We start from the raw sequence: 14,417 nt of genomic DNA, 5'->3' as shown, positions 1-14,417 counted from the left end.
CTCGCGCGTCACCTCAGAGCTTGATCTCGATGTCGACGCCCGCCGGCAGGTCGAGGCGCATGAGCGAGTCAACCGTCTTCGGCGTGGGGTCGAGGATGTCGATGAGGCGCTTGTGCGTGCGCATCTCGAAGTGCTCGCGCGAGTCCTTGTACTTGTGCGGCGACTTGATGACGCAGTACACGTTCTTCTCAGTGGGCAGCGGCACCGGGCCCGCGACCGACGCACCAGTGCGGGTCACCGTCTCGACGATCTTCTTCGCCGAGGAGTCGATGACCTCGTGGTCGTAGGCCTTGAGCCGGATGCGGATCTTCTGTCCCGCCATGGCTACTAGTAGTCCTTTGTCTCGTTAACGCTCTGGAACCCGGTCGGCTGTGCTTGATGGACAGCGCCGCTCTGCTCCGACCCACGCGGTCGGGCGTGTCGCGCTCCCTCTACGCAGAAATCCCTGAGGATTTCCCAACCAAGGGGGCACGGTCGCCATGACCGCAGGCCGGGGGCCGAACACCCACCGGGTGCCTGGTCGATACCCCGCTGACGCTTCCCAGAAGATTCCCGTACGTCCGCTCCTGAGAAGGAGCGACGAGTACTGTGGGACTCGCTTCCGGTCCTCCCGACGGGAGGCGCGCAGCATCGGCACTCAACCGAGCAACCCCGACAGTCTGCCACACCGGGCCATCCGGCCGCCAATCGGAACCGGAGACTGTACCCCACGTCACGTACGGTCATGCGCCGAGGCGCGTGCGCCGGAACCCGCCGCCCCCCTCCGTCTCATCCCAAACGCCGTGCGCGCTCCGTGAGATGGCGCCGTTCGGGGGCGCTCGTCGTCCGGCGGGCCGCCTCCCGGTAGGCGGCGGCCGCGGCCTCCTTGTCGCCGAGCAGTTCGAGAAGATGGGCCCGGGTCGCGAGCAGCCGGTGGTGCCGGGCGGTGCGCCTGTCCTCCGCCAGCTCGTCCAGGAGGGCGAGACCGGCACCGGGACCGTGGACCATGGCGACGGCCACCGCGCGGTTGAGGGTGATCATGGGATTCGGCCCGGTCCGCTCCAGGAGCTCGTAGAGCGCGAGGATCTGCGCCCAGTCGGTGGCCTCGGCGGACTCCGCCTCGTCGTGGACGGCCGCGATGGCCGCCTGGAGCTGGTACGGGCCGACCTGACCGCGCGGCAGGGTGCGGCTGATCAGCTCGACGCCCTCCGCGACCAGCCCGGCGTCCCAACGCCCCCGGTCCTGCTCCGCCAGCGGCACCAGCTCACCGTGCGGGCCCGTGCGGGCCGGCCTGCGGGCGTCGGTGAGCAGCATCAGGGCGAGCAGGCCCGCCGTCTCCGCGTCCTCGGGCAGCAGCCGGTGGAGCAGCCGCGCGAGCCGGATCGCCTCCGTGGACAGCTCGGGCGCGGTGAGCGCGTCCCCGCCGCTGGCCGTGTAGCCCTCGTTGAAGACCAGGTAGAGCACGTGCCGCACCTCGGCGATGCGGGCCGCCCGGTCCTCCCCCTCGGGCAACGCGAGCGAGCCGCCCGCCGCCTTGATCGTCTGCTTCGCCCGGCTGATGCGCTGCGCCATGGTCGACTCGGGCACGAGGAAGGCGGCGGCGATCTGCGCGGTGGTGAGGCCGCCGACGGCGCGGAGGGTGAGCGCGATCCGGCTGGCCGGCGAGAGGTCCGGGTGACAGCAGAGGAAGAGCAGCGACAGCGAGTCGTCCCGGTCGGTCGTCGGGGCGTCGTCGGCGGCGCGGGCGAGCAGCGCGGAGTCCGGGGTGGCCAGGGCCAGGGCGTCCTCGCGGCGCCTGCGCGCGGCCTCACTGCGGACCTGGTCGACGAACCGGCGGGCGGCGACGGTGAGCAGCCAGCCGCGCGGCCGGTCGGGGACGCCCTGCCGGGGCCACTGCTCGGCGGCGGCGATCAGGGCCTCCTGGACGGCGTCCTCGCAGAGGTCGAAGTCGCCGTACCGCCGCACGAGCGTGCCGAGGACCTGCGGCGCGTACGCGCGCAGCAGGTCCTCGATGTTCTCCGTGCCGGTCACACGTCCGCCGCGGACTCGTGCAGGACCGGCCACAGCTCGACGGGATCGACGTCCGCGAAGGGCATGTCGGCGGCGATCTGCTGGGCCCGCTCCAGGCTGTCGCAGTCGAGCAGGTAGAAGCTGGCCAGGTACTCCTTGGTCTCCAGGTACGGGCCGTCGGTGACCGCGGGGGCGCCGTCCTCACGCCGTACCAGCTGGGCGGCGGCCGCGTCGGCGAGTCCGTACGCGCCGAGCAGTTCGCCGCTCTCCCGGTACTTCCGGTTGAAGGCCTCCTGCCTGGCGATCGCCTCGGGCCACTCCTCCGCGGGGAAGGAGTCCCACTTCGCCTGGTTGCCGTAGATCATCGCGACGTACTTCATCTCGGGTGTCCTCCCCGTCCCGCACGCCCTCGTGGCGCGCTGTCACCCTTCGGTCGGAGCCATGATCGCGCGCTCGACATCCCTCCGCGAGATTCTTCCGGATCTTTCCCGCCCGCCGTCCGCACGGCACAACCTCTTCGCCCGCGGAGCCGTCTTCCAGGCGACCTCCGAGCGAAGGAAGCGAAGGACCCGGACGTGCAGCCCACCCCACCCCGCCGGCGATCGGTGCTCGCCGCAGCCCTCGCGGTCACCACGGCCGCCGCCGGGTGCTCCGTACCCGAGCCGCGCAGGACCGCGCCGACCGCCGATCCGGCACCGGGGAAGCCGATAGCGCCGGCACGGGCCCGGCGGGCGCTGCTCATGCAGTTCTCCGCGCATCCGGACGACGACCTGTACTTCATGAACCCCGACACGCAGCGGCTGCTCGACGCGGGCGTCCCGCTCGTCTCCGTGTACGTGACGGCCGGCGAGCACACCGGCCGGAACCGGATCGCGGGGATGCCCGAGACTCCCCCGGACCGGGCGGCCTACTCCGCCGCCCGTCACCAGGGCCTGCGGCAGTCGTACGCGGTGGCGCTCGGCCTTCCGGTGTTCACGCCCTGGCGGCGGGAGGCGCTGACGCTGCCCGGCGGCCGGCGGGCCGAGGTCGACACGCTCACCCGCGGCGGCCGCCGGATCGAGCTGGTCTTCCTCAACCTGCCGATGCACACCTCCCGCCGGTACATGGCCATGCCCGCGCTCTGGGACGACCGGGCCCTGGAGGTGCGGACCCATCTGCCGGCCGGCTCCCCCGTCACCCGCGCGGACACCTACGACTACGACCAGCTGGTCGGCACCCTCGCCGGGCTGCTGACCCGATACCGGCCGACGGTGGTGCACACCCTGGACCCCGACCCGGACGTCCAGCACGGCGACGACGCCACCCGGCGGCGGAACTCCGAGCAGCCCGGGTACGCGGACCACGGGGACCACACGGCGGTCGCCTGCTTCACCTGGGCGGCGCTGGCCCGCTGGGTCTCGGACGCGGTCCGCGCCGGCGAGCCGGTACCGGCGTTCACGACGACGGCCTTCCGCGGCTACTACAACCGGCACTGGCCGAAGAACCTCCCCCCGGCGGTCCTGGCGGAGAAGGCCGCGCGCCTCGTCCCCTACGGCGGGGACCCGGACTGGCGCTGCGGAAACCCCTCGGGCTGCGGGGACTACGGCGTCGGCGGCGACCGGCCGCTGACCAACCGCAAGGGCTGGGTCCGCTCCACCCACCACCGCTGGCCGGGGGCCGGCCCGGCGCTCGCCGCCGAGCCGGACGGGCGGCTCACGGCGTACGGGGTCCTCGGGCTGCGCGCGGTCCGCTGGCGCGAGTCGGCGCCCAGGGTCTGGGGCGAACCGGTGGACCTCGGTGGCGGTCCGCTCGCGCCCGCGCTCGGTTCGGCGGTGCTCGGCGACGGCCGGGTGCTGCTCTTCGGGGTGCGGTTCGCCGCGCTCGACGGGCACGGCGGGGCCAACCGGCGCGAGGTGGTGCTCCTGGAGCAGCGCTCCCCCGGCGGCCCGTTCCTTCCCTGGCGGGGGCTCGGCTGCCCGGAACGCCTCGACGACCGGGGACGGCGGATCGGCGCCCCGGTGGCGTCCCCGGCCCCCGACGGCCGGGTCCACCTCTTCGTACGGAACGCGGACAAGGGCGTCTCGACGCGGGTGCGTGCGGTGGACGGGTCCTGGGGCCCGTGGCGGGCCCTCCCGGGGACGGCGGAGGTGCAGGACGGCCTGGCCGTCTCGGTGGACGCGGCCGGCCGGACGCACGTGTACGCGGCGGGCCGGGAGTCCGTACGGCACTGGGTGGACGGGCGGGAGCGGACGGAACGGCTGCCGCGCTCCGGGTCCACGGTGGCGAGCGCGGACGGCGAGCTGTACCACCGGGCTCCCGCCGCCGCGAAGCTGCTCGGTCCGGGCGGCGACGCCGGTCTCGACGGGTACGGGGGCGTGGTCGCCGCGCACTCGGGGGCGCTCGGGACGGTCCTGCTCGGCACGGACGCGAAGGGCCGGGTGACGGTACGGGCCGGTGGCCGCCTCCGTACCCGTACGAGGGGCACGGCGGCGGTGTCGGCCGCGCTGCACCTGGGGGCGCGCGGGGCGACCGTGGTGGGGCTCGGCGCCGACGGGCATCCCTGGAGCTGGCGGCCGTAGCGGTCCGGGAACGCGAGAAGGCCCCGCACCGTGAGGTGCGGGGCCTTCTCTCACTGCTAGCAGCTCGTGCGAGCTACCAGGTCAGTTCAAGATCAGGCGTTGATCTTGACGACCTGGCCGGCGCCGACGGTCCGGCCACCCTCACGGATGGCGAACTTGAGGCCCTCCTCCATGGCGATGGGCTGGATCAGCTCAACGCTCATGGCGGTGTTGTCGCCCGGCATGACCATCTCGGTGCCCTCGGGGAGGGTCACGACGCCGGTCACGTCCGTGGTACGGAAGTAGAACTGCGGGCGGTAGTTGTTGAAGAAGGGGGTGTGACGGCCACCCTCGTCCTTCGACAGGATGTAGGCCTGGGCCTCGAAGCTGGTGTGCGGCGTGACCGAACCCGGCTTGATGATGACCTGGCCGCGCTCGACATCCTCGCGCTTGATGCCACGGAGGAGCAGACCGACGTTCTCGCCGGCCTGGCCCTCGTCGAGCAGCTTGCGGAACATCTCGATACCGGTGACCGTGGTGGTGGTCTTCTCGGTCTTGATGCCGATGATGTCGACGGTCTCGTTGACCTTGAGGATGCCGCGCTCGATACGACCGGTGACGACGGTGCCACGACCGGTGATCGTGAAGACGTCCTCGATCGGCATCAGGAACGGCTTGTCGACGTCACGCTCGGGCTGCGGGATGGACTCGTCGACGGCCTTCATCAGACCGAGGAGCTTGTCCGCCCACTCCTTGTCGCCCTCAAGCGCCTTGAGCGCCGAGACGCGGACGACCGGCAGGTCGTCGCCCGGGAACTCGTACTCGGAGAGGAGCTCACGGACCTCGAGCTCGACGAGCTCCAGGATCTCCTCGTCGTCCACCATGTCGGCCTTGTTCAGGGCGACGACGATGTACGGAACGCCGACCTGGCGGGCCAGGAGCACGTGCTCCTTGGTCTGCGGCATCGGGCCGTCGGTGGCCGCGACCACGAGGATGGCGCCGTCCATCTGCGCCGCACCCGTGATCATGTTCTTGATGTAGTCCGCGTGACCGGGGCAGTCGACGTGGGCGTAGTGACGCGACTCGGTCTGGTACTCGACGTGCGCGATCGAGATCGTGATACCGCGCTGGCGCTCCTCGGGAGCCTTGTCGATCTGGTCGAAGGCCGAGGCCTCGTTCAGGTCCGGGTACGCGTCGTGCAGCACCTTGGTAATGGCGGCCGTGAGGGTCGTCTTACCGTGGTCGATGTGACCGATGGTGCCGATGTTGACGTGCGGCTTAGTCCGCTCGAACTTCGCCTTCGCCACGGGGGTCCTCCTGGAGAGTGGTTCTGTACGCCTTGCTTCATCGGCGCCAGGTGATCTTTGCTGGGATGCCAGTCGCCGGGGCACGTTCCTCGGTTTGCGGGGCCGGGCCCCGACGACTGGTGTCAAGCCTAAAGCGTGAACTCGGGAGAGTTACTCGCCCTTGGCCTTCGCGATGATCTCCTCGGCGACGTTCCGCGGAACCTCGGCGTAGGAGTCGAACTGCATCGAGTAGCTTGCGCGACCCGAGGTCTTGCTGCGGAGGTCGCCGACGTAGCCGAACATCTCCGAAAGGGGCACGAGGCCCTTCACGACGCGAGCGCCGCTGCGCTCCTCCATGGCCTGAATCTGACCACGGCGGGAGTTGATGTCGCCGATGACCTCACCCATGTAGTCCTCGGGCGTGGTGACCTCGACGGACATCATGGGCTCGAGGATGACCGGCGAAGCCTTCCGCGCGGCCTCCTTGAAGGCCTGCGAACCGGCGATCTTGAACGCGAGCTCGGAGGAGTCGACCTCGTGGTAGCCACCGTCGAGAAGGATGACGCGGACGCCAGTCATCTCGTAGCCGGCCAGGATGCCGAACTGCATGGCCTCCTGCGCACCCGCGTCGACCGAAGGGATGTACTCCTTCGGGATGCGGCCACCGGTGACCTTGTTCACGAACTCGTACGAGGCGTCGCCGCCCTCGATGGGCTCGATCGCGATCTGCACCTTGGCGAACTGACCGGTACCACCGGTCTGCTTCTTGTGGGTGTAGTCAAGACGCTCGACGGCCTTACGGATCGTCTCGCGGTACGCGACCTGCGGCTTGCCGACGTTCGCCTCGACCTTGAACTCGCGACGCATGCGGTCGACGAGGATGTCGAGGTGAAGCTCGCCCATACCACCGATGATGGTCTGGCCGGTCTCCTCGTCCGAGTGCACCTGGAAGGAGGGGTCCTCCTCCGCGAGACGCTGGATGGCGACACCCAGCTTCTCCTGGTCACCCTTGGACTTGGGCTCGATGGCGACCTGAATGACCGGCGCCGGGAAGTCCATGGACTCCAGGATGACCGGGTTCTTCTCGTCGCACAGCGTCTCACCGGTGGTGGTCTGCTTGAGGCCCATGACGGCGACGATGTCGCCGGCGCCCACCGAGTCGATCTCCTCACGCTTGTTCGCGTGCATGCGGTAGATCTTGCCGATGCGCTCCTTCTTGCCCTTGACGGAGTTCAGCACCGCGGTGCCGGCCTCCAGGCGACCGGAGTAGATCCGGACGAAGGTGAGCTTGCCGAGGTGCGGGTCGCTCGCGATCTTGAACGCGAGGGCCGACAGCGGCTCGTCGTCGGACGGCTTGCGCCGCACGATCTCCTCCGCGTCCTTGACGCTGTGGCCCTCGATGGCCTCGACGTCCAGGGGGGAGGGGAGGTAACGCACGACCGCGTCGAGCAGGGGCTGGACGCCCTTGTTCTTGAACGCGGTGCCACAGAAGACGGGGGTGACTGTCTTCTCGCCGCCACCCTTGCCGGAGGCGATGGTGATGCGACGGACGGCAGCGTAGAGCTGCTCCTCGGTGGGCTCGACGCCCTCGAGGAAGAGCTCCATGAGCTCCTCGTCGTTCTCGGCGACGGTCTCGACCAGCTTCGCGCGCCACTCTTCGGCGAGCTCGGTGTGCGAGGCCGGGATGTCGACGACGTCGTACATCTCGCCCTTGCTGGCCTCGGCGGACCAGACAAGCGCCTTCATGCGGACGAGGTCGACGACGCCCTGGAAGTCCATCTCGGCGCCGATCGGGAGCTGCATGACGATCGGGACGGCGCCGAGGCGCTCCACGATCATGTCGACGCAGCGGAGGAACTCGGCGCCCGTACGGTCGAGCTTGTTGACGAAGCAGATGCGCGGGACGCCGTAGCGGTCCGCCTGACGCCAGACAGTCTCGGACTGGGGCTCGACGCCGGCCACACCGTCGAACACGGTGACAGCACCGTCGAGCACGCGCAGCGAACGCTCCACCTCGACGGTGAAGTCGACGTGACCCGGCGTGTCGATGATGTTGATCGTGTGATCGACATTCTCGAGCGGCCAGTGACAGGTCGTCGCGGCGGACGTGATCGTGATGCCGCGCTCCTGCTCCTGCTCCATCCAGTCCATCGTGGCAGCGCCATCGTGGACTTCACCGATCTTGTACGAGACGCCGGTGTAGAACAGGATCCGCTCGGTGGTGGTCGTCTTGCCCGCGTCGATGTGCGCCATGATGCCGATGTTGCGCACCTTGGCAAGGTCAAGCGAAGTGGTAGCCATATCGGCTCAGTCTTCTCTCGGTCTCGATGTGGGTTGCGACTACCAGCGGTAGTGCGCGAAGGCCTTGTTGGACTCGGCCATCTTGTGCGTGTCCTCACGCTTCTTGACGGCCGCACCGAGGCCGTTCGAGGCGTCGAGGAGCTCGTTCATGAGGCGCTCGGTCATGGTCTTCTCGCGACGGGCGCGGGAGTAACCGACGAGCCAGCGGAGGGCCAGCGTGGACGCGCGGCCCGGCTTGACCTCGATCGGCACCTGGTAGGTGGCGCCACCGACACGGCGGGACTTGACCTCAAGAGCCGGCTTGACGTTCTCGAGAGCGCGCTTCAGCGTGATGACCGGGTCAGCACCGGTCTTCTCGCGGAGGCCCTCCATGGCGCCGTAGACGATGCGCTCGGCGGTGGAGCGCTTGCCGTCCAGCAGGATCTTGTTGATCAGCGAGGTGACAAGAGGAGAGGCGTAGACCGGGTCGATGATGACCGGGCGCTTCGGGGCGGGGCCCTTACGAGGCATTCTTACTTCTCCTTCTTGGCGCCGTAGCGGCTGCGAGCCTGCTTACGGTTCTTGACGCCCTGCGTGTCGAGGGAACCGCGGATGATCTTGTAGCGAACACCCGGCAGGTCCTTCACACGGCCACCGCGCACGAGCACGATCGAGTGCTCCTGCAGGTTGTGGCCCTCACCCGGGATGTAGGCCGTGACCTCGATGCCGGAGGTCAGACGCACACGCGCGACCTTACGGAGGGCCGAGTTCGGCTTCTTCGGGGTGGTCGTGAACACACGCGTGCAGACGCCGCGACGCTGAGGGGAACCCTCGAGTGCGGGCGTCTTGTTCTTCTCGACCTTGTCCTGCCGGCCCTTCCGGACCAGCTGCTGGATCGTAGGCACTACTTCTCCGGTTTCTGTGTGCCGTCGTAAAACTAACCTGGAACATCCACCGACCCACGCGGTCGGGTGTGTCGAATCCTGCGGACCCTCCGCACAAGGCGGAAAGGGCAAGGATCACGGTGGCCGGTATATGACTCGCCTTGCGGTTGAGGACACGCACGCGAGCCCAGGCACACCCCAGGCACAAGGCTTGAGCGTACCTATCGCATGGACTCCGGTCAAAACAAATGCCCACGCGCTCGGCCGCGACGCATCCAGCGCCGTCGGCGGCTCCTGCGGAACCGCCCGATCCGACCGTCCGGCGTGTCACGGAGCGAGACGCCGAGCGGCGGACGATCCCGCGCACGACCTCCAGGTCAGGCATGCTCTGCCGCTGCCGCAGGCACGTCACGGCGGCGCGGCGCGCCCCCGTCCCGTCCACGATCCGGACGTGCCACCACCGCGCGGACGGGCGGCGCGGGGTGCTTCGTCAGGCCGCCAGGAAGCGGTGGAGGGAATCGGTGAGGGCGGCGACGAAGCGGTCGCGGGTCTCCTCGGACACGAGGTCCAGGGAGAGGTAGGGGTTGAGGTCCTCCAGCTCGACGAGCAGCAGCTCGCCGCCGGGGGCACGGCAGGCGTCCACGCGCTGGATGCCGTGGTCGAGGGTGTTCCAGTCGACGAAGCGGCGGGCGAAGGCGAGGTCGTCCCCGGTGGGCTCGTACGGCTCGAGGACCCAGCGGCGCCCGGGATCGGGGGCGTACAGGGCGTACTGGAAGAGGTCGTCGACGAAGTAGAAGGAGACCTCGTACCGGAAGTCGACGCGGGGCTGGACGAGGAGCTCACCATCGTGGGCGAGGCCGGCGAGCTCCTCGTACGGGAGGAAGCGCAGTCCTATGGAGTCGGCCCCGACCTTGGGCTTGACGGCGTACGCGGCGGCCTCGGGCAGGCGGTGGAGGTCCTCGGGCCGGTCGACGGTGGGGATGACGGGCTGTCCGGCGGCCGTCAGATCGAGGAGGTACTGCTTGCCGGCCATGTCGCCGCGGCCGTGGAGCGGGTTGTAGACGCGGGTGCCGCGGGCGAGGGCCCGGTCGCGGAAGGCCTCGTACTCCCGCTGGTAGCCGAGGACCGGGCCGCTGTTGCGCACGACGACGGCGTCGAAGCCGTCCATGAGGGCGGCGGCGTCGCGCGGATGGCAGAGCGCCAGGCCGAAGTCCTCGCGCAGCCGGGCGGTGAGGTGGATGTCCTCGTCGCAGTAGCGCCGTCCACGGGCCGGGTAGGCGAGGTCGGTGACGTACAGGAGGGTGGGGCGGGCGGGCACGGGGCGGCTCCTCGGTCGGTGACGGTCACGGTATCGGGCGCCGTACAGCTCCGGGAGCGCGCGGAGACCACCCGATGACACGCCGAAGGGCGGCCACCCCGTCTCCGGGGTGGCCGCCCTTCGGTTTCGCACTACTTACTGGTTGTACGGACCGTAGTCGTAGTCCTCCAGCGGAACGGCCTGGCCGGAGCCCGAGCCGAACGGCGAGTAGTCGATGTCGTCGTAGCCGACGGCCGAGTACATCGCGGCCTTGGCCTCTTCGGTCGGCTCGACCCGGATGTTGCGGTAGCGGGACAGACCCGTACCGGCCGGGATGAGCTTACCGATGATGACGTTCTCCTTGAGGCCGATGAGGCTGTCGGACTTGGCGTTGATCGCCGCATCCGTCAGGACTCGGGTCGTCTCCTGGAAGGAGGCGGCCGACAGCCAGGATTCCGTCGCCAGCGAGGCCTTGGTGATACCCATCAGCTGCGGACGGCCGGAGGCGGGGTGACCGCCCTCGGTGACCACACGACGGTTCTCGGTCTCGAACTTCGAGCGCTCGACGAGCTCGCCCGGCAGCAGCTCCGCGTCGCCGGACTCGATGATCGTCACGCGGCGCAGCATCTGCCGGATGATGATCTCGATGTGCTTGTCGTGGATCGACACGCCCTGCGAGTTGTAGACCTTCTGGACTTCGGCGACCAGGTGGATCTGGACCGCGCGCTGACCGAGGATCCGCAGCACGTCGTGCGGGTTGGTGGCACCCACGGTGAGCTTCTGGCCCACCTCGACGTGGTCGCCCTCGCCCACGAGCAGACGGGCACGCTTCGAGATCGGGAACGCCGTCTCGTCGGTGCCGTCGTCCGGGGTGACGACGATCTTCTTGGTCTTCTCGGTCTCCTCGATGCGGACGCGGCCGGCCGCCTCCGAGATCGGGGCGACACCCTTGGGCTGACGAGCCTCGAAGAGCTCGACGACACGGGGCAGACCCTGGGTGATGTCGTCACCGGCCACACCACCGGTGTGGAAGGTACGCATCGTCAGCTGGGTACCGGGCTCACCGATGGACTGGGCGGCGATGATGCCGACCGCCTCACCGATGTCGACCAGCTTGCCGGTGGCGAGCGAACGGCCGTAGCAGAACGCGCAGGTACCGACGGCGGACTCACAGGTCAGGACCGAGCGGGTCTTGACCTCCTCGACACCGGCGCCCACGAGGGCGTCGATGAGCACGTCACCCAGGTCGACGTTGGCCGGCGCGATGACCTTGCCGTCGACGACGACGTCCTCGGCGAGCATCCGCGCGTACACGGAGGTCTCGACGTCGTCCGTCTTGCGCAGCACGTTGTCGGCGCCGCGCTCGGCGATCCGCAGCTTCAGACCGCGCTCGGTGCCGCAGTCCTCCTCGCGGATGATCACGTCCTGCGAGACGTCCACCAGACGACGGGTCAGGTAACCCGAGTCGGCGGTACGCAGGGCGGTGTCCGCCAGACCCTTACGGGCACCGTGCGTGGAGATGAAGTACTCCAGAACGGTGAGGCCCTCGCGGAAGGACGCCTTGATGGGACGGGGGATCGTCTCGTTCTTGGCGTTCGACACCAGACCACGCATACCCGCGATCTGACGCATCTGCATCATGTTTCCTCGGGCACCCGAGTCGACCATCATGAAGATGGGGTTCGTCTTCGGGAAGTTCGCGTTCATCGCCTCGGCAACCTCGTTGGTCGCCTTGGTCCAGATCGCGATGAGCTCCTGAGTGCGCTCTTCCTTCGTGATGAGACCGCGCTCGTACTGCTTCTGGACCTTCTCGTCCTGCTCCTCGTAGCCCTTGACGATGGCCTTCTTGGCCTCGGGCACGACGACGTCGGAGATGGCCACGGTGACACCGGAACGGGTCGCCCAGTAGAAGCCCGCCGCCTTCAGGTTGTCGAGCGTCGCCGCCACGATGACCTTGGGGTAGCGCTCGGCGAGGTCGTTGACGATCTCGGAGAGCTGCTTCTTGCCGACGGAGTAGTCGACGAACGGGTAGTCCTCGGGCAGCAGCTCGTTGAAGAGCGCGCGGCCCAGGGACGTGCGCAGGCGGAACGAGTCACCCTGCTGCCACTCCGGCTCGCCCTCCTCGGTGACCGGGGGAACCCAGCCACGGGGAGCGACGGTGCCGACGGGGAAGCGGATGTCGATCTGCGACTGCAGCGCGAGCTCGCCGGCGTCGAACGCCATGATCGCCTCGGCCGTGGAGCCGAACGCGCGGCCCTCGCCCTTGGTGTCACGGAGCTCGCCGTCGGTGGTCAGGAAGAACAGACCGAGGACCATGTCCTGGGTCGGCATCGTGACCGGACGGCCGTCGGCGGGCTTCAGGATGTTGTTCGAGGACAGCATCAGGATGCGGGCCTCGGCCTGCGCCTCCGCGGAGAGCGGCAGGTGCACGGCCATCTGGTCACCGTCGAAGTCCGCGTTGAACGCGGTGCAGACGAGCGGGTGGATCTGGATGGCCTTGCCCTCGACCAGCTGCGGCTCGAAGGCCTGGATGCCGAGGCGGTGCAGCGTGGGCGCACGGTTCAGCAGAACCGGGTGCTCGGCGATGACCTCTTCGAGGACGTCGTACACGACCGTGCGGCCGCGCTCGACCATCCGCTTGGCGCTCTTGATGTTCTGCGCGTGGTTCAGGTCCACCAGGCGCTTCATCACGAACGGCTTGAAGAGCTCCAGGGCCATGGCCTTCGGCAGACCGCACTGGTGCAGCTTCAGCTGCGGACCGACGACGATCACGGAACGCGCGGAGTAGTCCACGCGCTTGCCGAGGAGGTTCTGACGGAAACGACCCTGCTTGCCCTTCAGCATGTCGCTGAGGGACTTCAGGGGACGGTTGCCGGGACCGGTCACCGGACGACCACGACGACCGTTGTCGAAGAGGGCGTCCACGGCCTCCTGAAGCATGCGCTTCTCGTTGTTCACGATGATCTCGGGGGCACCGAGGTCAAGGAGTCGCTTCAGACGGTTGTTGCGGTTGATCACGCGGCGGTACAGGTCGTTCAGGTCGGAGGTCGCGAAGCGGCCACCGTCCAGCTGCACCATCGGACGCAGGTCCGGCGGGATGACCGGCACGCAGTCGAGAACCATGCCCTTGGGGCTGTTCGCGGTCTGCAGGAACGCGGAGACGACCTTGAGGCGCTTGAGCGCACGGGTCTTCTTCTGGCCCTTGCCGGTGCGGATGATCTCGCGGAGGCGCTCGGCCTCCTCCTCCAGGTCGAAGGACTCGAGACGCTTCTGCAGCGCCGCGGCACCCATCGAACCGTCGAAGTACGTGCCGAAGCGGTCACGCAGCTCGCGGTAGAGGAGCTCGTCGCCCTCCAGGTCCTGGACCTTGAGGTTCTTGAAGCGCGACCAGACCTCGTCCAGACGGTCGATCTCGCGCTGCGCACGGTCGCGCAGCTGCTTCATCTCACGCTCGGCACCCTCGCGCACCTTGCGGCGCACGTCGGCCTTCGCGCCCTCGGCCTCCAGCTCACCGAGGTCGTTCTCGAGCTTCTTGGCGCGGGCCTCCAGGTCGGAGTCGCGACGGTTCTCGATCTGCTGACGCTCGACGGAGACGTGCGCCTCCAGGGAGGGCAGGTCACGCGTACGACGCTCGTCGTCGACGTACGTGATCATGTACGCCGCGAAGTAGATGACCTTCTCGAGGTCCTTCGGGGCGAGGTCGAGCAGGTAGCCGAGGCGCGACGGGACGCCCTTGAAGTACCAGATGTGGGTGACGGGGGCGGCGAGCTCGATGTGGCCCATCCGCTCACGGCGCACCTTCGCGCGGGTGACCTCGACGCCACACCGCTCACAGATGATGCCCTTGAAGCGGACACGCTTGTACTTGCCGCAGTAGCACTCCCAGTCCCGGGTCGGACCGAAGATCTTCTCGCAGAAGAGTCCGTCCTTCTCGGGCTTGAGCGTGCGGTAGTTGATGGTCTCCGGCTTCTTGACCTCGCCGTGGCTCCACTGACGGATGTCGTCAGCGGTGGCCAGACCGATCCGGAGCTCGTCGAAGAAGTTGACGTCGAGCACTATGCGTCAATCCCTCTCAGGGTTGTAAGGCTTGGGGTCTGATACGGGGGTCCTGGGGCCGGCGGGGGGACCGTGAATGGTCCCCCCG

10 protein-coding genes are annotated in these 14,417 nt (G+C 68.8%); 1 reads left to right on the top strand and 9 read right to left on the bottom strand.

The genetic code is table 11. The features are described 5' to 3' along the window. Positions 1-13 precede the first annotated feature (13 nt). The 3 genes from rpsJ to ACFWUY_RS16640 all read right to left on the bottom strand — a co-directional run bounded on the left by rpsJ (position 14) and on the right by ACFWUY_RS16640 (position 2,369). Positions 14-322 carry a 30S ribosomal protein S10 gene (gene rpsJ, locus ACFWUY_RS16650; RefSeq protein ID WP_003948644.1) on the bottom strand — a complete coding sequence of 103 codons (309 nt, stop codon included), beginning with the start codon at positions 320-322 and terminating at the stop codon, positions 14-16. 446 nt (positions 323-768) lie between these two features. Continuing rightward, complete coding sequence (locus ACFWUY_RS16645) at positions 769-2,010, bottom strand: RNA polymerase sigma factor (RefSeq protein ID WP_384108019.1); 1,242 nt, start codon at positions 2,008-2,010, stop codon at positions 769-771. Next, on the bottom strand, positions 2,007-2,369 hold the full coding sequence (locus ACFWUY_RS16640) for a YciI family protein (protein ID WP_384108017.1): 363 nt from the start codon (positions 2,367-2,369) through the stop codon (positions 2,007-2,009). The genes ACFWUY_RS16645 and ACFWUY_RS16640 overlap by 4 nt, the downstream gene beginning before the upstream one ends. Before the next feature lie 195 nt (positions 2,370-2,564). Between ACFWUY_RS16640 and ACFWUY_RS16635 the strand changes: the two genes are divergently transcribed. Next, positions 2,565-4,547: a PIG-L family deacetylase gene (locus ACFWUY_RS16635; RefSeq protein WP_384108015.1), complete on the top strand. Its 1,983-nt coding sequence runs from the start codon at positions 2,565-2,567 to the stop codon at positions 4,545-4,547. A 92-nt stretch (positions 4,548-4,639) separates the two neighbouring features. Here ACFWUY_RS16635 and tuf read toward each other — a convergent pair whose 3' ends face one another. From tuf to ACFWUY_RS16605, 6 genes are all read right to left on the bottom strand, one after another. After that, entirely contained in the window at positions 4,640-5,833 is a 1,194-nt protein-coding gene (gene tuf / locus ACFWUY_RS16630) for an elongation factor Tu (protein ID WP_360785336.1), read from the bottom strand. Positions 5,834-5,983: 150 nt separating this feature from the next. Further along, the gene (fusA, locus tag ACFWUY_RS16625; RefSeq protein WP_017239571.1) at positions 5,984-8,113 is read right to left on the bottom strand and encodes an elongation factor G; all 2,130 of its coding nucleotides are present in this window, start codon (positions 8,111-8,113) and stop codon (positions 5,984-5,986) included. A gap of 39 nt (positions 8,114-8,152) precedes the next feature. Beyond that, positions 8,153-8,623, bottom strand: coding sequence for a 30S ribosomal protein S7 (gene rpsG, locus ACFWUY_RS16620; protein ID WP_351213415.1), 471 nt, complete (start codon positions 8,621-8,623; stop codon positions 8,153-8,155). A gap of 2 nt (positions 8,624-8,625) precedes the next feature. Beyond that, positions 8,626-8,997, bottom strand: a complete 372-nt coding sequence (rpsL, locus tag ACFWUY_RS16615) for a 30S ribosomal protein S12 (RefSeq protein WP_003948652.1) — start codon at positions 8,995-8,997, stop codon at positions 8,626-8,628. A 469-nt stretch (positions 8,998-9,466) separates the two neighbouring features. Further along, the gene (locus ACFWUY_RS16610) at positions 9,467-10,294 is read right to left on the bottom strand and encodes a hypothetical protein (RefSeq protein ID WP_384108011.1); all 828 of its coding nucleotides are present in this window, start codon (positions 10,292-10,294) and stop codon (positions 9,467-9,469) included. Between the two features lie 135 nt (positions 10,295-10,429). Further along, on the bottom strand, positions 10,430-14,329 hold the full coding sequence (locus tag ACFWUY_RS16605; RefSeq protein ID WP_384108009.1) for a DNA-directed RNA polymerase subunit beta': 3,900 nt from the start codon (positions 14,327-14,329) through the stop codon (positions 10,430-10,432). Positions 14,330-14,417 lie beyond the last annotated feature (88 nt).

Origin of the sequence: Streptomyces sp. NPDC058664 (assembly GCF_042716635.1) — a bacterium.
In the GTDB taxonomy this organism is placed as follows: Bacteria; Actinomycetota; Actinomycetes; order Streptomycetales; family Streptomycetaceae; genus Streptomyces.
This window is presented reverse-complemented; position numbering and strand designations above follow the sequence as displayed.